This window comes from Polaribacter haliotis (genome assembly GCF_014784055.1).
Taxonomy (GTDB): domain Bacteria; phylum Bacteroidota; class Bacteroidia; order Flavobacteriales; family Flavobacteriaceae; genus Polaribacter; species Polaribacter haliotis.
In genome coordinates this window covers 3607515-3630305 of sequence record NZ_CP061813.1, presented here as the reverse complement: position 1 = coordinate 3630305, position 22791 = coordinate 3607515, and the positions used below count along the sequence as shown (strand labels likewise).

General features: G+C 30.2%; 14 protein-coding genes. 10 read left to right on the top strand and 4 right to left on the bottom strand.

The genetic code is table 11. The features are described from left to right. Positions 1–103: 103 nt before the first annotated feature. The gene (locus tag H9I45_RS15595; protein ID WP_228454939.1) at positions 104–4471 is read right to left on the bottom strand and encodes a translocation/assembly module TamB domain-containing protein; all 4368 of its coding nucleotides are present in this window, start codon (positions 4469–4471) and stop codon (positions 104–106) included. Between the two features lie 257 nt (positions 4472–4728). Here H9I45_RS15595 and tsaD point away from each other — a divergent pair, with 257 nt between their 5' ends. The 5 genes from tsaD (at position 4729) to H9I45_RS15570 (ending at position 11613) form a co-directional block, all read left to right on the top strand. Further along, on the top strand, positions 4729–5754 hold the full coding sequence (gene tsaD, locus H9I45_RS15590; RefSeq protein ID WP_088354203.1) for a tRNA (adenosine(37)-N6)-threonylcarbamoyltransferase complex transferase subunit TsaD: 1026 nt from the start codon (positions 4729–4731) through the stop codon (positions 5752–5754). A gap of 26 nt (positions 5755–5780) precedes the next feature. Further along, positions 5781–7637: an LTA synthase family protein gene (locus H9I45_RS15585; protein WP_088354204.1), complete on the top strand. Its 1857-nt coding sequence runs from the start codon at positions 5781–5783 to the stop codon at positions 7635–7637. A gap of 45 nt (positions 7638–7682) precedes the next feature. Next, complete coding sequence (locus H9I45_RS15580; RefSeq protein ID WP_088354205.1) at positions 7683–8324, top strand: YdeI/OmpD-associated family protein; 642 nt, start codon at positions 7683–7685, stop codon at positions 8322–8324. 146 nt (positions 8325–8470) lie between these two features. Then, positions 8471–9967, top strand: coding sequence for an alpha-L-fucosidase (locus H9I45_RS15575; protein WP_176397560.1), 1497 nt, complete (start codon positions 8471–8473; stop codon positions 9965–9967). A 71-nt stretch (positions 9968–10038) separates the two neighbouring features. Continuing rightward, positions 10039–11613 carry an MGH1-like glycoside hydrolase domain-containing protein gene (locus H9I45_RS15570; RefSeq protein WP_088354206.1) on the top strand — a complete coding sequence of 525 codons (1575 nt, stop codon included), beginning with the start codon at positions 10039–10041 and terminating at the stop codon, positions 11611–11613. Between the two features lie 20 nt (positions 11614–11633). Here H9I45_RS15570 and H9I45_RS15565 read toward each other — a convergent pair whose 3' ends face one another. The 3 genes from H9I45_RS15565 to H9I45_RS15555 form a co-directional block, all read right to left on the bottom strand. After that, complete coding sequence (locus tag H9I45_RS15565) at positions 11634–12599, bottom strand: Gfo/Idh/MocA family protein (protein WP_088354207.1); 966 nt, start codon at positions 12597–12599, stop codon at positions 11634–11636. A gap of 12 nt (positions 12600–12611) precedes the next feature. Next, the gene (locus tag H9I45_RS15560; RefSeq protein ID WP_088354208.1) at positions 12612–14324 is read right to left on the bottom strand and encodes a sodium:solute symporter family protein; all 1713 of its coding nucleotides are present in this window, start codon (positions 14322–14324) and stop codon (positions 12612–12614) included. Between the two features lie 345 nt (positions 14325–14669). Next, positions 14670–17168: a PIG-L family deacetylase gene (locus H9I45_RS15555; RefSeq protein ID WP_088354209.1), complete on the bottom strand. Its 2499-nt coding sequence runs from the start codon at positions 17166–17168 to the stop codon at positions 14670–14672. Positions 17169–17345: 177 nt separating this feature from the next. Between H9I45_RS15555 and dnaN the strand changes: the two genes are divergently transcribed. From dnaN to H9I45_RS15530, 5 genes are all read left to right on the top strand, one after another. Further along, positions 17346–18464 (top strand): DNA polymerase III subunit beta, encoded by a 1119-nt coding sequence (gene dnaN, locus H9I45_RS15550; RefSeq protein WP_088354210.1) that lies wholly within the window; start codon positions 17346–17348, stop codon positions 18462–18464. A gap of 118 nt (positions 18465–18582) precedes the next feature. Next, positions 18583–19140, top strand: coding sequence for an acyl carrier protein phosphodiesterase (locus H9I45_RS15545; RefSeq protein ID WP_088354211.1), 558 nt, complete (start codon positions 18583–18585; stop codon positions 19138–19140). A gap of 89 nt (positions 19141–19229) precedes the next feature. Further along, positions 19230–20930 (top strand): gamma-glutamyltransferase, encoded by a 1701-nt coding sequence (gene ggt, locus H9I45_RS15540; RefSeq protein WP_088354309.1) that lies wholly within the window; start codon positions 19230–19232, stop codon positions 20928–20930. Positions 20931–21106: 176 nt separating this feature from the next. Next, on the top strand, positions 21107–21532 hold the full coding sequence (locus tag H9I45_RS15535; RefSeq protein WP_088354212.1) for a VOC family protein: 426 nt from the start codon (positions 21107–21109) through the stop codon (positions 21530–21532). A gap of 306 nt (positions 21533–21838) precedes the next feature. Then, entirely contained in the window at positions 21839–22711 is an 873-nt protein-coding gene (locus H9I45_RS15530) for an RluA family pseudouridine synthase (protein ID WP_088354214.1), read from the top strand. Positions 22712–22791: the final 80 nt, after the last annotated feature.

Genomic DNA, 22791 nt, shown 5'->3' with positions numbered 1-22791 from the left:
TGTTTTTTTACATCATATTTTTCATCAAAAAAAAAATTCATAAAATTATAAGATAGTTATTTTCTCAAAAAAAAACATATTTTAAAATTAAGGAAAAAACAAGTTAATTTCCTTCAAAATTTATTAAGTCTTTGTTAACTTTTATTAGGGAATCTTTTACTAGATCTTTCTTCTTTGGTTTTACTTTTTTCTTTTTCCAATTTAATTTCTGCAACAATTCAGATAATGTATTAAAATTAACTTGATAAGAAAGTCCAACTCCTTGTGTATAACCTTGGTCTTCGATTGTATACTGAATTTCGTTCTGACGATTAAAAATTACACCTCTAAAGTTTCCTTCTTCATTTAGTAAGATTTCTACCTTTACTTCTCCAATAACGCTCGACTGTGTTTTTGTTCCTACTGGAACTCCTACTTTTCCATTAATAATAACTCGATCGCTAACTTTTGTACTTACAGACAAATCTACTTGGTTATCGATATTTAAACGATCTACATCACTATCTGACTGCCCTTGTTGATAATCTACCCCTAATTGAAATTTACTATCGGGACTATTTAACAAACTTGAAAAAGCTGCTGCAATCGCACTTGAAGCTGTATTGGTAATTGTTGCATTTGCGTCGAAATTTACTTTATCTGGGTTGGTAAAATTACCAAATGCTAATAACGAAATAAATTGTGTAGTTTTCTCGTTTACGTTATTATCATTTAAAATAAATTCTAGTTCGTTTGCAATTGTTGGATCTACGTTAGTAAGTTCTATACCCAATTCTTGTTTAGAATTGAATAAACCTCCTGTAATTTTGGCTACCAAATCTACTTCGATATTTCTATTAGAATTAAAGTTCTCTAATAAAACTCCTGGGTTTGCCTTTGCTTTGTATATGGCTGTAACATCTAAATTTGCATCTGCAGGGTTTCCATTCCAAGAAACTGTTCCACCTCTTTGGATAGCAAATGGTTTATTTACAATACCTCCGTACTTAAAATCGTAAACTCCGCTATTTACTAAATAATCGCCAAACATGTTAAACTTTCCTCTAGTGTCTATTTCGATACGCAAATTTCCAGAACCTCTCCCTTTTAATTGACTTCCATATACCTCGTCTATAACTATTTGTGCAACTGCATCTTTTGTAACCTCTAAATCGATGTTTAACTCTAACCCTTTTAATGCTTCTAAAGCAATTTCTTTTTGACGGTCTTTTGCTTTAATTTCCTTTGTTTTAAAGTGAATTAAATTATAACTATCTACAGTTTCTACATCTTTTAAAGGAACAACAAAAAGTGTTCCTGGATTTGTTTTTGCATTTACATCTATCGTAAGTCTGTCTGTTAAACCAGTAATACTTGCAGAACCATCTATATAAGCACTACCATAATACAACGCTTCTTCTGTATTTTTTGTATCTAATACTAACAGATTATCACTTTCTATTCTTAAATCTAAAAACCACTGTTTAAAATTAAAGTGAGAGATACTTCCTTTAAATACCCCTCTAGATTTATGTTTGGTATCTAATAATTTAAAATCTTCTAAAATAAATGATTGTTGCATTAGTGAAATTACAGATTCTCCTTCGAAATCGTAATCTACATTTAAATAAGGAAATTTTAAACCTGCGTTTTTCAAAATTAAGCTTCCATCCATATCTGGGTTGCTTAAAAAACCTCTTAAGGTAAAATCTCCAGTAGCACTTCCTCTTAAGGAGGATAAAACATCTTGACCCAATGGACTAAATGCCTCTAGCTTAAACTCTTCCAAAAACACATTTAAATCTATAATAGGCCTTTCTGATGAAAAATCTAAAGAACCAGTAGCGGCAATACTTTTTACATCTTTATTTTCTATGGATAAATTTACATTGTACTTTTCATACGAATTATCTCCTTTTACATTGATAGATAAATTTCCTTGTTTAAAATCATTTACCTGAAAATCTTTAACCATTAAAGTTGCTTCAGGACTATAATCTCCTTCTTTTTGTACAAAATCTAGATTTCCAGATAGTATTCCTTTTAAAGCCAAACTATCTATTTTAGGGAGAAAACTTTCTAAATTTACCTTTGTAAAGTCTGCCAATAATATTTTTTCGTCATTCCCTTTTAAACTACCTGTAAACTCTACTTTTTGTTCTCCAGAAACAAGTTTAAATTGACTAAAATTAAACTCGTTCTTTTTTAAATCGAAGGTAATTTTATCTGTATTTTGTTGATCTGGATTAATATTCCACGTATTTTCTTTATAAATGAATGAAGATTTTTCAAAACCTACCACAGATTTTCCTTCAGGATTAAATGTGTAGAAAAAATCGAGATTAAAATCTTCATTTTTCTTATTTCCTCCTTTAAAAACTGATTTGAAATACAACGTATCATTTTCGGTTCTATTTAATAAATTTAATTTAGAAACGTTATAATATGGTGTGTTTACTTCTGCAGCCGTTAAATGTGTATTATAAAGCGGGTTTTGATTGTCTGTTCTCAGTAAAATTTCTTTCATTTCGTTCCCATAAGCATCTATTCTTGGAGAGGAAACTGTAAGTTTAAAAAGATCTTTATCAGAATTTATTTTCCCTTTTAATTTGGTATTATCATCAATAGAAATCGAAGGAAAAAACACATTTACAATTTTATTAAAAACCGTAAAATTAAAATCTAAATATTGGTTTGAAGCAACAGAATATGGTTTATAATTTGTATAAATACTTCCCAAAGCATTTTGCGCTACTTTTGGTAATTCTTCAAAAGAAAACTTACCAGAAATAGCACCACTTGCAATGTCTTCGGAAACTACTTCTATTGTTTTTATACTGTCTTTTAAAGAAGATGTAACATCGAATTCTTTAAATGTATATTCTTTATTTTCGTTGGTGTACAATACGTTTCTAAAAGTTGCTTTACCAACAATATCGTCTAAATCGTTACCTTCGACATCTAAAGTTATGTTTCCTTTTACAACAGAAATACTGTCTCTTGTAAAAAGGTTTGTTTGTTTTAAATTTAGATAGGAAATGTCCGATTTAAAGTCGAACTTATGAACTTCCGAAGATAAATCTGCCAAACCTTTAAAATCCATCTTAAAATTCTCATCGTTAATTAACAAATCTCCATCGAACTTATTATTTTGATATTGGCCATTGGCAACAATATTTTTATAGGTATAATCTTTAAAGTTGAATTCAGAAATTTTACCAATAAATCGAGTATCGATATTCGATAATTTAAATCCATTTCCATTTACATCTCCTTCTAAAGAAACTTTTCCAAAAAGTGGGTCGTTTAAAAATTTCCCCATATCGAAACCTAATAATTGCAAACTTCCAGCATAACTTGCAGTATCTATTGCATCTATGTTATCTATTTCTAAATCTGTTACAACACCTCCAATTTGTGAATTCATAGTAACAGTAGCTGTCATTTGAGTAGGTGTTACTTTTACTTTTCCTTTGGCTACAAATCGACCAAACTTATCGAATTCTGTGGGTATATTTTTACCCAAAACATTTGGCATTATATTTTTTAAGTTTCTATAAGTCCCTGTTAAATTGTTTAAATCTCCTTCGAAAACAAAACCTCTATCAACATTTACAGCGTTTACAAAAGACAAATCTCCATACACTCGAATGCCTTTTTGGGTGGCTAATTTTAAATTTTTCAATTCAAAATTATTTAAAGTTCCAACCATATTTGTTTTAAAAGTTATTAAATCGTTTCCACTTACTTCATTGTAAAACTTCTTTAAATCGGATACTTTTAAATCGCTTTTCTTAAAATCTGCTGTTATTTTTACTTTGTCCTTAAAACTTGTTAAATCTTCCCTTTTATAACTGAAAAGAATATCTCCATATACATTCGATTCCTGAGTTTTTAAAGTAGTATTTGCAAATTTCATTGCAGTTTTTGTAAATGTATAATTAGTAGTTAAGTTGGTAACTTCTACTCCTAAATTGGTTACAAAATATAAACCTCTTGTGTTTGTAGAAAAATTAGCACCATAAATAGAAAGATCTTGTAAATTTCCTCCAGTTTTAGATGCCGAAAAAGTTAAGGAATCTTTACTATTTAAATCCATCAATTTAAAATCTAAATTGCTTACATATACATTTTTCGCTTTTAATATAAATGTCGGAGAAAGGGAGTCTTTTGGCTTATTAGCTTTAAAGCTATCCATAAAAACAGCCATATTATCATCTTTTTCTCCTTTATAAGTTTTCATATGATAATGAGCACCTTCTATAGTAATATCGCCCAATAAAATTTCGCTGTTTAGTACTTTTTTAGCATTTAAAATAGAAGTACTTAAACTATTTACAAAAATTAAAGTGTCTTTATGATGGTCTTTAATTTTTACATCTTTTAACTCTACACTTCCTAAAAAAGATAAATTTATTTTTCCAATCGTTAAGTTGGTTCCAAAATCGTCGTTAATTCTATTTGTAGCATATCTCCCTAACTTAGTTTGCACGTAAGAAGTTGATAATAAAACACTAAGCAACAACAAAAAGAGCACAATGTACCCTAACCATTTTAGTATTTTTTTTCCAGCTCGTTTAATAACAATTTATTTTAAAAGTAATTACAATATATTGAATGATTTTTAATCAAAAATATTGCCAATTCTTACAAAGAACGTGCAAATTTAACAAAGAATTAAATTTCTAATCTTAAAAAAGTAACTTCAACCTAAAATAATACTTAATTTTGTATTTCATTATTTATTTTATGAAAAAACCGGTTTACATTTTAGGAATAGAATCTTCTTGCGACGATACAAGTGCATCTGTAATTTGTGATGGAAAAGTTTTAAGCAATGTGGTTGCAAACCAAGAAGTACATTCCAAATATGGTGGAGTAGTTCCTGAATTGGCTTCTAGAGCACATCAACAAAATATTGTTCCTGTAGTACAACAAGCCATAGAAAATGCGAATATTACTAAGAAAGATTTATCTGCAATTGCATTTACAAGAGGCCCTGGTTTAATGGGCTCTTTATTGGTAGGAACTTCTTTTGCAAAATCTTTGGCTTTGGGTTTAGAAATTCCTTTGATAGATGTAAACCATATGCAGGCGCATATTTTAGCTCATTTTATAAATGATGGTGAAAACAAAACTCCTCCTTTTCCTTTTATTTGCCTAACTATTAGTGGTGGGCATACACAAATTGTAAAGATTTCTAATTATTTTGAAATGGAAATTCTAGGCGAAACTATAGACGATGCTGTTGGAGAAGCTTTTGATAAATCTGCAAAAATTTTAGGTTTACCTTATCCTGGAGGACCCTTAATAGATAAACATGCAAAATTAGGAAACCCAAAAGCGTTTCCTTTTACAAAACCAAAAGTAGGCGATTTAGATTTTAGTTTTAGTGGATTAAAAACAGGTATTTTATATTTTATTCAAAAACAACAGCGTATAAACCCAAATTTTATCGAAGAAAATTTAGATGATATTTGTGCTTCCATCCAATATACAATTGTAGAAATTTTAATGGAAAAGCTAAAAAATTCAGTTAAAAAAACTGGGATAAAACACATTGCTATTGCTGGTGGTGTTTCTGCAAATTCGGAAATTAGAACACGTTTACAGTTAGCTGAAAAACATTTTGGTTGGACAACCTACATTCCAAAATTCGAATACACAACAGATAATGCTGCAATGATTGCCATTACTGGGTATTTAAAATTTTTAAACGAAGATTATTCCGACGTTTCTGTAACTGCAAAAGCGCGCCTAAAAGTGACTGAATAACCCTAAAAACATCTTCTAATTTATTTATGAAAAGCATAAAAAACAGACTTCAATTCAACTTTACTTACTTTTTTCTTTGGGTAGGTTATTTTGTATTTGCGCGTTTATTTTTTCTGCTTTTTAATTTTGATAAAACCAAAGAGCTAGACTTTGTAACAATTTTTAAAACATTTGTTTATGGTTTACGTTTAGATTGTTCTTTTGCTTCCTATTTAAGTATCATTCCTTTTTTGCTGATTATTTTTACGATATTTCTTCAGCCTAAAATAATCGAGAGAATTATAAAATGGTATTCGTACATTATAATTGTTTTAATTACCATTTTCCTATTGCTAGATGTTGGTTTGTATGAAGCTTGGGGTGTTCGTTTAGACACTTCTTTCTTTACCTATTTAAATACTCCTGAAGTTATGCTGGCTTCTGTTTCTACTTTTCAAATAATCTTAGGAGTGTTATTTTTAGGAGTTTTTTCTTTCATTTTTATCAAATGGTTTCAAAAAAATATTCATTTAAAAATGAAAAAAATTAACAAAGGAAGTTGGTTACAAATACCTTTGTTTTTAATAATAACTGGAATTCTAATTATTCCATTAAGAGGTGGTTTACAAACCATTCCTGTAAACCAAAGCAATGTTTATTTTTCTAATAAAATGTTCGCAAATCATGCTGCTAATAATTTTATTTGGAACTTTTTTAATGTCCTTTCTCATAAATCGGATACTGGAAATCCTTATAAGTATTTTGATAAAAATATTGCAAAAAAAATCATTTCAAAAAGAAGAAATTCTCTTTTAACAGCTACAAAAGACAGCATTTTAAACACCAAAAAACCAAACGTAATTTTAATTATTTGGGAAAGTTTAACAGCCAAAGTTGTTGGCTCTTTAGGTGGAGAACCAAATGTTACTGAAAATTTGAATCGACTTTCTAAAGAAGGGATTTTATTTACAAATTTCTATGCAAATGGAGATAGAACAGACAAAGGAATTCCTGCTATCTTAAGTGGTTATTATCCACAAGCTACAAAGAGCATTATGAAAATGCCAAATAAAACAAGGAGTTTACCAATGTTACCTCAAAAAATGATTGATTTGGGCTACAAAACTTCCTTTTATCATGGAGGAGATTTAAACTTCGGAAATATGAATACGTATTTACGAAATTCGGGAATTACACACTTTGTAGATGGAGACGATTTCGATAAAAAAGATTGGAACTCGAAATGGGGCGCTCACGATCATATTTTTATGAAACGTTTTGCTAATGATTTAAAAGGTTTGCAGAAAGAACCTTTTTTCAAAATTGCTTTAACACTCACGAGTCACGAACCGTACGAAATAATTGGCGATTACAAATTCGGAAAAGATACAGACGAAAATAAATTTAGAAGCGCACATGCTTATACAGACCAGGTAATTGGAGATTTTATAGAAGACGCAAAGCAACAACCTTGGTATAAAAACACCTTAATTATTATTATTTCAGATCATGGACATCGTTCCCCAAAACACGAAGGTGTTTTTAATTCTCCGAAAAAATTTAAAATTCCAATGTTGTGGTTGGGTGGTGCTTTGCAACAAAAAGGAATCGAAATCGATAATATTTCTTCGCAAATAGATTTACCTTTTACCTTGTTAGATTTATTGGATGGAGACAAGACCAACTTCAGCTTTAGCAAAAATATTTTTAATAATTCTAGCAAACAATATGCACATTATATTTTTAATAATGGTTTTGGAACTTTCTCTAAAAACGGTTTGTTCGTGTATGATTTTACAAGTAAAAAATCTATATTAAAAAAAGGAAAAGCAGTTTTTCAATTAGATTCTTTAGGAAAGGCTATTTCCCAAGAAGCGTATCAAGATTTTTTGGATAGGAAATAGATTTTTTATACATTTAAAAAGTATAATTTTCAATTAAAATCTTTAATGCAAAAGAATGTAGATAATTATTTCCTAGAAGGTTGTGGACGCTGTTCGCTTGGAGGAACACCAGATTGTAAAGTTTATACTTGGGCAACAGAGTTAAAATTACTTCGAGAAATTATACTAGATTGTGGTTTAACTGAAGAAATAAAATGGGGCGTTCCATGCTATACTTTTCAGCAAAAAAACATTTTAATTTTAAGCGCTTTTAAAGAGTTCTGTTCCCTAAATTTCTTAAAAGGTGTATTACTGAAAGACCCTTTGAATATTTTAGAAAAAGCTGGAGAAAACACGCAATCTGCTCGTTTAATAAAATTCCGAAAACCAGAAGAAGTCCTAAAAATTAAAGATAAAATAAAAACCTATATTTTTGAAACTTTAGAGAATGAAAAAGCAGGTTTAAAAGTAACTTTAAATAAAAACCCAGAACCAATTCCTAAAGAATTAGAAGAAAAGTTTGAAGAGGATCCAATTATAAAATCCGCATTTTATGCATTAACAAAAGGAAGGCAAAGAGGCTATATCCTTCATTTTTCTGCTCCAAAACAAACTAAAACAAGAGCTTCAAGAATAAATAAGTGTGTAGGTAAAATTTTAAAAGGAGAAGGTATGCACGATGCTTATAAGAAAAAGCAAAATATCTAAAGTTACTTTCTATATATATTTAATATTTTTTGTATTAAATTCATCAGTTTAATGTTATTAATTCGTCAGTTTTAGTATAACATTTTTTTATAATCATCAAAAAATATAACTTAGCTTATAAGATGTATTTACTATAAAAAATAAAGATGATTAAATTAAAAACACTTAGTTTCCTTTTAATTTTAACCTTGTTTTCTTGTTTTAAAAAAGAAGGTAAAGAAATAGAAACTAACATTTTATCTAAAACTCAAATCGACCAAATAGAACGTGGCTATGGAATGTTTATTCATTTTGGAGTAAATACATTTAACGAAACAGAATGGTCGAATGGAAAATTACCAGCATCGTCATACAAACCTACAGATTTAGATTGCGACCAATGGATAAAAATTGCAAAAGATGCAGGTTTTAGATATGTGATTTTAGTTACAAAACATCATGATGGTTTTAGTTTATGGGACAGTAAATATACCGATTACGATGTTGCTTCTTCTCCAGTTAAAACAGATGTTGTTGCAGAAGTTGCAAAAGCATGTAAAAAATATGGAATAAAATTAGGCCTTTATTATTCACTTTGGGATAGGCATGAACCTTCCTATAAAAATACTGAAGCTTATAATGGTTACATGAAAAACCAACTAACAGAATTAATGACCAATTATGGAGATATCTGCGAACTTTGGTTCGATGGAGGTTGGGACAAAAAAGATGATGAATGGAATTTACCCGAAATTTATAAATACGTAAAAGAAATGCAACCAAACTGTTTAATTACAGTAAATCATACCATTGGAAAACCAGAAAACCATAGTGCTATTAGACAACCAAAAAATTATACAAAAGGAGATCCTATTCGTTATTTTCCAGTAGACTTTAGAATAAAAGACCCAAATTTAGCACGTTGGAACGATCCAAAATATTACAATAGAGATGGAAAAGAACATTATTTAGCTTTTGAACATACGATTTGTATTTCTGATAGATGGAACTGGTTTCAAAAGAAAAATGTATTAGCTGCAAGACCATTAGATGAATTGGAAGAACTTTTCTATTGGGGAACTTCTAACGATAATATTATGATTGTAAATGTTCCACCAGATTTAACTGGAAAAATTAGAACTAACGAAAAGCTTAGAATTTTAGAATTAGCAGACCGATTAAATATCAGGGGTGGAACAAACAAATTACCAAAAGGTCCCGAAAACTTAATATTTAATAAAAAGATAATTGCAAGTTCGCAAGTTGATAAACACAATGCTGAAAAAGCTATCGATTTTAGCTTAGAAACGTATTGGACAGCTAATGATTCTATTGCAAATTTAGAAATTGATTTCGAAAAAGAAATAACTTTCGATAGGATTAGTTTATTCGAAAAAGCAAAAATGCGAAGTTTGGGAGACGGATTTTCATCTATAAGAGATTTTAATGTTCAGGAATATGAGTTGCAAACTTATAGTAATGGAAAATGGGATACTTTTTATAAAGGTGAAATAATTGGAGCTTGTAAAATAATTAATCTTCCAGTAGAAATTACAGCAGAAAAAATTAGACTTAATATTCTTAAATCTAAAGAAAATCCATCTATTAGTCATATTTCTATCGCCAACAATAAAACAAAAGGATTTAGAAGTGTGAGTTTGTAGGAGGTTTAATTTCAATACTTTACTTTAAAAACATAAAACCAAAAAAAAATCAGCCTTAATTACATTTTATAATGAAAACCAGATTATTATTGCTCGTATTAATTTCCGGAATTTTATTGCATTGTAAACCCAATGAAACAGCTAAAAAACAAACAATACAAACTATTTCATCAACAAATACAATTACAATTCCTTCTTTAATTATTAATGGTAAGAATACTCATGATATTGTAAAGGCATATAGAATAGCAATTGGAGACGTTTCTGGGAATATACAATACCATAAATCTGGTGTTTTAGAGCAAAAAGAACCTTGCCTTTATGCAGGATTAATTTATGGAAAACCTTGGACACGTGATGCTGCAATTAATGTTTGGAATGGTTTCGGTTTACTTTCTCCTGAAGTTTCAAAAAACACATTGTTAGCTCAATTAGAAAAGAGCGAAAATGGAGAAACTACAATTATCGGGCAATATTGGGATAAAATTATTTGGACAATTGGTGCCTGGAATTACTATTTATATTCTGGTGATACCGAATTTTTATTAGACATATATAAAGTGACACAAAACACGCTTAACCAACTTGAAGAAAATGAATTTTCTGAGGAATTTGGATTATTTCGTGGTCCTGCTGTTTATGGTGATGGAGTTGCAGCTTATCCAAAAATATATACTCGAAGTCAAGATAAAAGTAAAAACGGGTCTTATTCAGGAATTTATCAGTGGCCAGAAGAAAATAAAGATTTAAAATTCCCTAAAGGATTTGGAATTCCAATGCACGCTTTATCAACCAACGCAGTCTATTATCAAGTTTATAGTTTAATGTCTAAAATAGAAACTGAACTAAATAAAGAACCAAATAAATCTTGGAAAACAAAGGCAGAAAAACTAAAAAAAGCTATTAATAAGAATTTTTGGAACGAAAAGAAAAACAACTATAATTATTTAGTAGATCCTTTTGGAAACAGTGATGCTCAAGAAAGTATGGGAATTTCTTTCTCTTTATTATTTGATATTACTGAGAAAAATAACATTGATAAAATTTTTAAAAACACAAAAATAGAACCTGCTGGAATACCATGTGTCTACCCAACTTTTAAAAGATTTAGAAATGAAAAATTAGATAGTTATGGTAGACATAGTGGAACTGTTTGGCCACACATACAAGGTTTTTGGGCAGATGCTGCCATGAAAAATAATAAACCAGAAATCTTTTTACATGAATTTAATGCGTTAACGAGACACGCTTTACGAGATTTTCAATTTGTAGAAATTTATCACCCCACCAAAGAAACTGCTTATGGAGGCATCCAAGAACCTCATCTAAAAGAATGGACAACTTGGTTTTGTGCAGAGCGTCAAAGTTGGAGTGCAACTGCTTATTTAAGCATGATTTTCAAAAATATAATTGGAATGGATTTTTCTGAAAAAGGAATTACATTCAGTCCATTTTTACCAAAAGAAATTAATGATGTCGAATTTTTAGGATTGAAATATAGAAATTCAATTATAGACATTCATATTTCTGGTTCAGGAAACAAAATTGAACAGTTTTCTGTGAATGGAAAAAAAAGCGATGATTTCTTTTTATCTAAAGATTTAGAAGGAAAAATTACTGTTGAAATAACACTTACTGAATCATAATAACTTTAATAGAATAAAGATTAATACTTCAAACCAATAACACCTCTAACATCATCCAAGGTTTTCATTAAGTTTTTAGAAAAATCGAAAGTCATAATATTGCTTTCTTTTTTACCATCTCTTATAAGCTGATTAAAATGTTCTGTTTCGAAATTATAACCATTGGTTTTATTTTCAAACTGAATAGTTTCTTCTTTTCCTTCTGAAATAATGGTTACAGAACTTGGTGCGTGAAATTGTCTGTTAATAATTAGTTTTCCTTTTTCGCAAGTAAAAATAGCTTCTGTTTTTGTTTCTTCTAACAACGTACTTTTTAAAATTGCTTTTGAATTTTCATATTCAAAAACCATAGAACAAGTGGAGTCTGCTCCATTTTCGAAAAAAGTTGCATTTGCTTTTATATTTTTTGGGTTTCCTAAAGTTGATAAAGCTGCAAAAATTGGATAAATTCCAATATCTAACAAACTTCCTCCACCAACTTCTTTCTTAAAAACTCTGCTCTCTTCATTGTAGGTTGGATGGAAACCAAAATCGGCTTGTAATTCAATTACTTTACCTAATTTTTCTTGTTGCAAAAATTCTAAAGCAAATTTATAGTGTGGCAAAAAATAAGTCCACAAAGCCTCCATTAACAAAGTATTATTTTCTTTGGCTACTGCAATCATTTCAGCAACTTCTTTTAAGTTCATTGCAAATGGTTTCTCACATAAAACTGCTTTTTTATTTTGCAAACAAAGTACAGCATGTTCTTTATGAAAACTATGTGGAGTTGCAATGTAAATAGCTTCCACTTCTGGGTCTTTTGCTAAATCTTCATAAGAATTATAAGCTTTTTTTGCATTGAATTTCTTTGCAAATTCGTTTGCATTATCCATGCTTCGAGAAGCTACTGCAACTAATTCTACATCTTTAATTGTTCCTAAATCTTCTGCAAATTTATTGGCGATTTTTCCTAAACCAATTATTCCCCATTTAATCTTTTTCATTTTATCTTTTTTTTAAACTTCACTCAATTTTAATTTTGGCTCTTTTGGTAAAAAAGATTGAATTACAATCGCAATTCCCATTACCAACGCACAACCTAATAAATTCAACCATAAATATGGCAACCAATCTAAAAAGTACACAGCAATAATAATTGCTTGTGTAATTAAAGCTGCAATAAAAACAGCATTTCCTTTTACAAATTTTATAAAAAATGCGAGTAAGAAAATTCCTAGTACATTTCCATAAAAAATAGAACCAATAATATTTACAAGCTGAATTAAATTATCAAACAAATTGGCAATACAAGCCACAGAAATGGCAATAATTCCCCAAGCTAAAGTGAACCATTTAGATGCTTTTACAAAATGTTCATCGCTCTTTTCTCCTTTTACATTTCGCTTGTATAAATCCATTGCAGTTGTGCTCGCCAACGCATTTAATTCAGATGCTGTTGAAGACATTGCTGCAGACAAAATCACGGCTAGTAAAAGCCCAATCAAACCTCTTGGCAAGTTGTTTAAAATAAAATGGATAAACACATAATCTTTGTCATTCGACTCTATTTTATCAAGCGTATTTTCTTCGTCAATTTTATCGATAATTACTTTCGATTTTGCTTTTAAATCCAAATCTCTAGTGTTTAAATCTAAAATTTGTTGTTTTTCTTCTGGCTGAAAACCATCAGCAAAAATTATTTTTTTAGCGTTTTCAATTTTAATATGTTCGTCTTGTAATTGCTGATATTCATTCGCATATTTAGATTTTATAACTTCTTCATTTGCGCCAGGATTAAAATTTAAAGGCGAAGGATTAAATTGATAAAACACAAAAACCATTACACCAATCAGCAAAATAAAGAATTGCATTGGCACTTTTAAAAGTCCGTTAAAAATTAAACCCAACTGACTTTCACGAACAGATTTCCCTGACAAATAACGCTGTACCTGACTTTGGTCTGTCCCAAAATAAGACAACATTAAAAAGGTTCCACCTAAAATCCCTGTCCAAACTGTGTAACGATTACTCAAATCGAAAGAGAAATCTAACACTTCCATTTTTCCGCTTGCACCTGCGATTTTCAATGCTTTTGTAAACGTAATATCAGCAGGAAGTTGACTCATAATCATATAAAAAGCGATTACCATTCCACAAAAAATGATAATCATTTGTTGTTTCTGCGTAACATTTACTGCTTTTGTTCCTCCAGAAACTGTGTAAATAATCACCAAAAAACCAATAATAATATTCAGCGTTAATAAATCCCAACCTAAAACTGCGCTTAAAATAATTGCAGGCGCAAAAATGGTAATTCCTGCTGCCAAACCACGCTGAATTAAAAACAAAATCGCTGCCAAACTTCTTGTTTTTAAATCGAATCTTCCTTCTAAAAATTCGTAGGCTGTGTAAACCTTCAATTTGTGATAAATAGGTATAAAAACCACGCAAATTATAATCATGGCAATTGGCAAACCGAAGTAGAATTGCACAAATCCCATTCCACTATGAAACGCTTGTCCTGGTGTCGACAAAAACGTAATTGCACTCGCCTGTGTTGCCATAACTGACAATCCGATTGTCCACCATTTGGAGTCACTTCCGCCTTTTATATAGTCAGTTACGTTTTTACTTTTTCGCGTTACATACGTCCCATAAGCAACTATAAATAAAAGCGTTATCGAGAGTACAATCCAATCTACTGTGGCTAATTTACTTTCTATTTCCATAACTAAACTGTAAAATAATTAGTAATTAAATAAAACGCAATCAAATACACCAAATTTGCCACCAAAACCAGTGTATACACTTTTTTCCAAACGTATTTTTGTTCTTTCATTTTGTATTATTTTTTTGAAGCTATTTCCTGCTTTCGCTACTCGCTTTTTTTATTTTTTTAAACAAAAAACTAAAAAAGAGCTCAAACAGACCGCTCAATCAGGGCTAAACTTGTTTGCCAGCTTAATTCATTATTGAACATATAAAATTATAAAATCACTTATTATGGATTCCTGCCTACGCAGGAATGACAGCACGAATCCTGAACTTTAAACCTGAAACCTTAAACTTTGAAACTATTTCCCTTTCCCCACAGACAACATATTCGCAAACAATTTATACGCACCAGAAACTCCAGCAGGTAATTCTCTAAAGAAACTTAAACCTGTATAAATGTAATTTCCTTTCCCGTATTTTGCTATTAATAAACTTCCGTTTTTTGGGGTTTCTCCTTTATCATTCATCGATAAAATTGGTGTATAATTTGCATCCCAAGAACTTGGAAAATACAAACCTCTTTCTTGTACCCAACCTTTAAAATCTTTTGGTGTAATTTTATTAGGAAAGTTCAATAAAGAATTGTTTTTATCTAAAATTCTTATTTCTGCAAATTCGTCTGTAACTCTATCTCTGGATAATTGTAATGGAAATGGTGGTGCTACATCAACTCCTCTGTTTGTATTGTATTGCACAATCATATTTCCGCCATTTTTAACGTATGCTAACAAATATTTCTGCTTAAATTTTAATTCTTTTACCACATTGTAAGCTCTAATTCCTAAAACAATGGCATCATATTTTTGTAAATTTTCAGCATTTATTTCTAATGGATTTATTTCTTCAACAGTATACCCAATCTGACGTAAATTATCTGGTACAGTATCTCCTGCTCCTTTTATATATCCAATATTATTCCCAACTTTTTCAATATTTAAGCGAACAATTTTTGCTTCAGAATTTAATAAAACAGATTGTTTTGGAATGTGATTGTAATTGATTTCCACCAATTCCTTTGTAAAATTCTTTCCATTCGAAGTTGCAATTACTTCCAATTTTCCTTCAGATTGATTTTTAGGCGGATTTACTAAAAATTCAACTGTTTGTTTGTCGTTCTTTTGTTGAATTGTAAAATTGATTTCTTTCGGTGAAACATACCAATTGGTTGGAACTTTTAAATGTACTTTTCCTGAAACATTATTTTCTCCTGCCCTCACTTCCACCAACACCTTTTGTGGAATATCATCAGAAAAAATAATGACTTTATCTTTTAGTTTTGTAGTTACTTTTGGCAGAATTTCAAAAGGCTCGTAAATTTCTCCTTTGTCTCTTTCAGCATATCTTCTAACAACCTCTTTTCTTATAAAAATTTTTTGATTATTAATACTCAAAATAAAATCAACTTTAACCAACCTTGGTGTTTCAGCTTTTCCTATTAAATTTTGATTTTCAACATTATACATTCCTAATGTAGCTTTATCATTCAGCCAATATGGTGATGTATAATTTACTTTTCCAATCGAAATTGATTCTTTAAAATTAATTTTCCTATTATTAGTTAAATTAATATTTCTACCGATAACTCCTTCACCATTATTACTTGGGAAAATTTCAATAGCGTCTAAACTAATTTTTGCTTCACTTCTATTTAAAACTTCAAAATCTAAATTAATTGTGGAATTAAAACTTGTAGAACTGCTTTCTGCAGAAACTTCTAAATACAATCCTGCACAAGCTTCAATAATATCTAAAATCTGCTTTTCTTTAATTTTTCTCCAATGATTGTCTTGTAATTTCTGTATTTTCTGATACGCCTCCAACAACATTGGCAAATGTTTAGACGGATTTACAAAATCGAATTTTTCTTCAACTTCATATAAAATATCGCCAATTTCCCCACCATTTTCTAAACGATTCCAAGTGGTATTTATTCCTGAAAAAATATCGTTTTTATCCTTTGGTTTGTCACCTTTTAAGAACTCTGCATATTCTGTTTGTTCTCCTCTTGTTGTTAATCTTCCAAAACCTTGGCACAAATGTTGGCTACTTGCCATGGATGCTAATTCGTTATTAGACAAACCTTTTAGTGGATAATAGACACCAATATCGAATTTTGTAAAATCTTTTGCAATTTCTTCAAATTTCTCTTTATCTCTGTAAAACCATGAAGAAGTGTTGTGAAACAATCTTTTTGGTTGCCAAGTTTCTGTATATTTTAGTTGCTCTGGAAATTGTGTTTTATCGCCAACTTTATCGAAAGCTTCTACACTTAAAATTGCAGAACTTGTATGATGTCCATGAGTTGTTCCTGGAGTTCTGTGATCAAATCTGTTGATAATTACATCTGGCTTAAATGTTCGAATCGCCCAAACAACATCGCTTAAAACTTCATTTTTATTCCAAATTTCTAAAGTTTCATCTGGATGTTTAGAATATCCAAAATCATTCGCTCTTGTAAATAATTGTTCACCTCCATCAACTCTTCTTGCTGCTAATAATTCTTGCGTTCTAATTACGCCTAACAATTCTCTAATTTCGGGACCAATTAAATTCTGACCTCCATCTCCTCTTGTTAAAGACAAATAACCAGTTCTTGCTTTTACATTGTTAGCTAAATAAGCAATTAAACGTGTATTTTCATCATCTGGATGTGCAGCAATGTATAAAGCAGTTCCTAAAAAGTTTAGTTTTTGAACTTTCTCGTAAATCTGATTTGACGTTAATTTGGCTGGCTTTTGTGCAAATATTGTAGTAGAAATCAGCAAAAAAACTGATAATATTGGTAGAATTCTCTTCATTTTAACGGTTTAGTAAGCAAACAAATGTACTTTTTTTATCAACCAAAATAAGCGAATTAACATAATTATAACGTTTGTAAAATCATCAACAAAATTGCTCATAACCTGTTGATAAATTAATTTTCAGAATAACATATTAAGGTTATATTTGTAATACTAATTAAGATAAGAAAATCAATGAAATTTATTGTATCGAGTTCGCAATTACTAAAACAATTACAGGTTTTAGGTGGCGTTATAAATAGTAATAATACATTACCAATTTTAGACAACTTTTTGTTTGAATTGTCTGAAAATCAACTAAAAGTTTCTGCATCAGATTTAGAAACTACAATGAGTTCTGTTGTAGATGTAGAAAGTGATAGCGAAGGTTCTATTGCTGTTTCTGCACGTTTATTGTTAGATACTTTAAAGACGTTTCCAGACCAACCTTTAACATTTAAAACGGAAGGAGACAATACAATTGAAATTAGCTCTGACCAAGGAAAATACGATATGGCATATTTTGGTGGTGATGAATTCCCAAAAGCGGTTTCTTTACCATCTCCAAGCCAAACAGTTGTTCCTGCACATATTTTAGGAACTGCAATTTCGAAAACTATTTTTGCTGCTGGAAACGACGATTTACGTCCAGTTATGAGTGGAGTTTTCTTTCAGTTTAGTTCTCAAAGTTTAACGTTTGTGGCTACTGATGCTCATAAATTGGTTAAATATTCCAGAACAGATGTTACTGCAGATCAAACAGCAGAATTTATTATGCCAAAGAAACCTTTAAATTTATTAAAAGGAATTTTAGGTGGTTCTGATAGCGATGTAACTATTGAATATAATGATGCAAATGCAAAATTCACTTTTGACAATGTGGTTTTAGTTTGTCGTTTAATTGATGGGAAATATCCAAATTACGAAGCGGTTATTCCAAAGGAAAATCCGAATAAATTAACAGTAGATAGAGCTTCTTTTTTAAATTCTGTAAGACGTGTTTCTATTTTCTCAAGTAAAACTACACACCAAATTCGTTTGAAAATGGCTGGAACTGAACTAAATATTTCTGCGGAAGATTTAGATTTTGCCAACAAAGCTGACGAGCGTTTAAGTTGCGATTATCAAGGTGATGACATGCAAATTGGTTTCAACTCTCGTTTTTTAAGCGAAATGTTAAACAACTTAAGTTCAAACGAAGTTTTAATTGAAATGTCGCTACCAAACAGAGCAGGAATTTTAACTCCAATTGATGGAACAGACGAAGGTGAAAAAATTACAATGTTAGTTATGCCAGTAATGTTGAATAACTAAAACGAAATCACTTATAAATATTTAAAAACCACAATCATTTGATTGTGGTTTTTTGTTTACATTTACTTTTATGAACTTCCTCGCCCATTTATACCTATCACAAAACGATACCAATATTATGATTGGCAATTTTATTGCAGACCATATTAGAGGAAATAATTACACAAATTTTTCAAAAGAAATTCAGCAAGGAATATTCTTGCACAGAGAGATAGACACATTTACAGATGCGCATGAAATTGTAAGAAAAAGTAAACGAAGATTACACGCACGTTACAGACATTATGATGGTGTAATTATCGATATTTTTTACGATTATTTTTTAGCTAAAAATTGGGCAGATTATTCTGCAATTCCATTGAATGTATTTACAGATTCAGTTAATAAATTATTTTTAGAAAAATCTCCTGAATTACCTCTAAAATCTCAAAATTTCATCAAATATATGATAGAATATAACATTCTTTACAATTATCAATTTGAAGAAGGAATTGAAAAGGTTTTAAACGGAATGAACAACAGAACCAAAGGCAAATCTCAAATGAATTTAGCTATTGAAGATTTACGAGAATTAGAAGATGAATTGCAAGAAGATTTTACACTCTTTTTTAAAGATTTAATTGAATTTTCTAATCAGAAATTCAAAGAATTAACTGTCATTTCGAACGAAACGTAGTGGAGTTGAGAAATCTTATTTATTAAGTTATTCTCTTAAGATTTCTCCATAAAGTCGAAATGACAATTGGAATTAAAAACCATCAAAAAATGAAAACAAGAAACATCTTTATAACATTCCTATTCCTTTCTTTATTAATAATTTCCTGTAAAACATCAGAAAAGAAAGAGAAAATTATCGGTAAAATATCCGAAAAAGCAATGGTTGTTTCTGCAAGAATGGAAGCATCTAAAATTGGTTCAGATATTTTACAAAAAGGCGGAAATGCTTATGATGCAATGGTTGCAACGCATTTAGCTTTGGCTGTTGTGTATCCTGTTGCAGGAAATATTGGTGGTGGTGGTTTTATGATTTACAGAAATACTGATGGCACAAAAGGCGCTTTAGACTTTAGAGAAAAAGCACCAATTATTGCTCATAAAGACATGTATTTAGATGCTGAGGGAAACGTAATTGAAAATAAAAGTGTTTTAGGAGCACATGCAGTTGGCATTCCAGGTTCAGTTGCTGGATTGTTTGAGGTTCACGAAAAATTCGGAAGTTTACCTTTTAAAGATTTAATTCAGCCTGCAATTAATTTAGCAAGAAACGGAATAACAATCACCAAAAAGCAACAAAGCGATTTAGAAAATGCGAAAGAAAGATTCGATAAAGTCAACAATTATAAAAGTGTTTTTAATGAAGATTGGCAAGAAGGAGACGTTTTAAAACAAGAAGAATTAGCACAAACTTTAGAGCGCATTCGAGATTTTGGTAAAGACGGATTCTACAAAGGCAAAACCGCAGATTTATTGGTAAACTACGTTACAGAATTAGGTGGAATTATCACTCACGAAGATTTAGAAAAATACCAAGCAATTTGGCGCAAACCAATTTCATTCAACTATAAAGATTATACAATAAACACCATGACTTTGCCTTCAAGTGGAGGCATTTGTTTGGCACAAATTTTAAAAACTATCGAACCATTTGATGTTTCAAAACTTGAACATAATTCCACAGAATACGTTCAATTATTAACAGAAGCAGAAAGAAGATCTTATGCAGATAGAGCCAATTATTTAGGCGATATCGATTTTGTAAAAGTCCCTATTGACAGTTTAACAGACCAAAATTACATCAATAAAAGAATGAGTTCTTTTTCTTGGGACAAAGCAACACCTTCATCAGAAATTTCTCACGGAAAAATTTTGGGTTATGAAAGCAACGAAACCACGCATTATTCGATTGTAGATCAATTTGGAAACGCAGTTTCTGTAACTACAACATTAAATACTGGTTATGGCTCTAAAGTGGTTGTAAAAGGCGCAGGTTTTATTTTAAACAACGAAATGGACGATTTTTCCAGCAAACCTGGTGTGCCAAATGTTTATGGTTTGGTCGGTTCTAAAGCCAATGCAATTGCTCCAGAAAAACGAATGTTAAGTTCTATGACGCCTACTATTGTTGAGCAAAATGGAAAATTGAAAATGGTTTTAGGAACTCCTGGAGGCTCCACAATTATTACTTCTGTGCTACAAAACATCTTAAATGTTACCGAATTTAATATGGGAATGCAAGAATCTGTAGATAAACCGAGATTTCATCACCAATGGTTGCCAGACGTTATTCGAATGGAACCAAATGGATTTAACGCACAAACGATAAGCAAACTCGAAACTTTGGGTTATGAAATTTTGGAGAGAAATTCTTTAATTATTGGTAGAGTCGATGCTATTTTGGTTTTACCAAACGGAAAATTAGAAGCTGGCGCAGACAAACGTGGAGACGATTCCGCAGTTGGATTTTAGAAAATTATTCTGATTATTTTTTTGGGCGTTCGAGCGGGCTTTTCGCTACAATCTTTTGCCTTAAAAAAGGCAAAAGGATTTCCACTTCAATCCCTAACGCACTCACTCAAAACAAAACTCAAACGGAAATTAAGACTAATAAATTTTCTTAACTTTGAATATAAAATTTTAAACTTGTGAAAACAAACATACAACCATTCCATCTTGCAATTCCTGTCCAAGATTTAGAAAAATGTAGAACTTTTTACAGAGATATTCTAAACTGCGAAGAAGGTCGTTCAACAGAAGATTGGGTAGATTTTAATTTCTTTGGGCATCAATTGGTAATTCACGTAAAAGAAGACTTTAAACCGCAAAGAATTTCAAATTCAGTTGACGGACATAATGTTCCTGTTCCGCATTTTGGTGTTGTTTTAACTTGGGAAGATTGGAACTCTTTAGCTGATAGATTAAAAGAAGCCAACACAAAATTTGAAATAGAACCTTGCATTCGCTTCAAAGGAAAAGTGGGAGAACAAGCGACTATGTTTTTCATGGATCCAGAAAATAATGCGTTGGAATTTAAGGCGTTTAAAGATATTGGGCAATTATTTGCGAAATGACGTTAAGGAAAAATATAAATATTATAATTATTACGTTTCTAATAATCTCGAATTTAATTTTCGTGAAAATTAATTACGATTTATATATTGAATACATCTTTGCAGATGGTAAAAAAAGAGCTTTATATGGCTTACAATACATAAAGAACTTTTACGTAATTTATATACTTATTGTAGAAACTTTCACTCTTCTTTTCATATTAATATCTAATGACAATAGAAAATTAAAGGTATTTTCAACCTTATTGGTATTAATTTCTATCTTTTTAATTTTCATTGAACCTTGGAAATGGTTTATTTAAATAAATGAAATTATCAGAAACTCATATTGCCAAAAAATTAGAGAAACCTATTCGTTTTCAAGAATATGGTGTTGGCATTTTTAAAACAATTCCAACAAAATCTGCCATTAAAAAAGCCATCAAAAAAGAGCTTATTTTTATTGATGGAGTTTTAGCAACAACATCAAAATTTATTTCTGGAGGAGAAAAAATAGAATTGTTCGAATCAGAAAAATCTTCTACTTTCGAAAGACTAAAATTAGATATTGAAGTTTTATTTGAAGACGATTTTTTAGCAATTATTTACAAACCTGCAGGAATATTAGTTAGTGGAAATAAGTTTGTAACCATTGCAAATGGATTGGCACAAAACTTACAAAAAAGTAATCAGCAAGATGCTGTAAAGCCACAACCAATTCACAGATTAGATTACCCAACAAGCGGACTTTTATTAATCGGAAAAACAAGTTCTGCAATTCTCGAATTAGGAAATCTGTTTAAAAATAAAGAAATTAGTAAAACCTATTTCGCAATTACAATTGGGTTAATGAATTCCGAAGGAGTTATCAATTCTCCAATTAACGAAAAAGAATCAATTACAAAATACACTGTCTTACAAACCGTAAAATCGGAACGTTTTGAGTTTTTAAACCTGGTTAAATTAAACCCGAAAACAGGAAGAAAACATCAATTAAGAAAACATTTATTAACTATTGGAAATCCTATTTTAGGAGATAGAGAACATTATTTAGAAGGAAAAGTTTTAAACGGAAAAGGGTTGTATTTACATGCTTCAACATTAGAATTTGTGCATCCTTTTACAAAAGAGATAGTTTTAATTTCTAAAGAATTGCCCAAAAAGTTCACAAAGATTTTCAAGCCTGTCATTCCTGCGTAGGCAGGAATCCATAATTGACAAATAAACCATCCCTTAATAACTTATTTAAGCAATTAAATCTTTTAATAGTTGGTTTTACG

Bases quoted from the DNA above. Each gene is read 5' to 3' on its own strand.
- tsaD (WP_088354203.1), top strand. From the start codon at position 4,729: ATGAAAAAACCGGTTTACATTTTAGGAATAGAATCTTCTTGCGACGAT.
- H9I45_RS15585 (WP_088354204.1), top strand. From the start codon at position 5,781: ATGAAAAGCATAAAAAACAGACTTCAATTCAACTTTACTTACTTTTTT.
- H9I45_RS15580 (WP_088354205.1), top strand. From the start codon at position 7,683: ATGCAAAAGAATGTAGATAATTATTTCCTAGAAGGTTGTGGACGCTGT.
- H9I45_RS15575 (WP_176397560.1), top strand. From the start codon at position 8,471: ATGATTAAATTAAAAACACTTAGTTTCCTTTTAATTTTAACCTTGTTT.
- H9I45_RS15570 (WP_088354206.1), top strand. From the start codon at position 10,039: ATGAAAACCAGATTATTATTGCTCGTATTAATTTCCGGAATTTTATTG.
- H9I45_RS15565 (WP_088354207.1), bottom strand. From the start codon at position 12,599: ATGAAAAAGATTAAATGGGGAATAATTGGTTTAGGAAAAATCGCCAAT.
- H9I45_RS15560 (WP_088354208.1), bottom strand. From the start codon at position 14,324: ATGGAAATAGAAAGTAAATTAGCCACAGTAGATTGGATTGTACTCTCG.
- H9I45_RS15555 (WP_088354209.1), bottom strand. From the start codon at position 17,168: ATGAAGAGAATTCTACCAATATTATCAGTTTTTTTGCTGATTTCTACT.
- dnaN (WP_088354210.1), top strand. From the start codon at position 17,346: ATGAAATTTATTGTATCGAGTTCGCAATTACTAAAACAATTACAGGTT.
- H9I45_RS15545 (WP_088354211.1), top strand. From the start codon at position 18,583: ATGATTGGCAATTTTATTGCAGACCATATTAGAGGAAATAATTACACA.
- ggt (WP_088354309.1), top strand. From the start codon at position 19,230: ATGAAAACAAGAAACATCTTTATAACATTCCTATTCCTTTCTTTATTA.
- H9I45_RS15530 (WP_088354214.1), top strand. From the start codon at position 21,839: ATGAAATTATCAGAAACTCATATTGCCAAAAAATTAGAGAAACCTATT.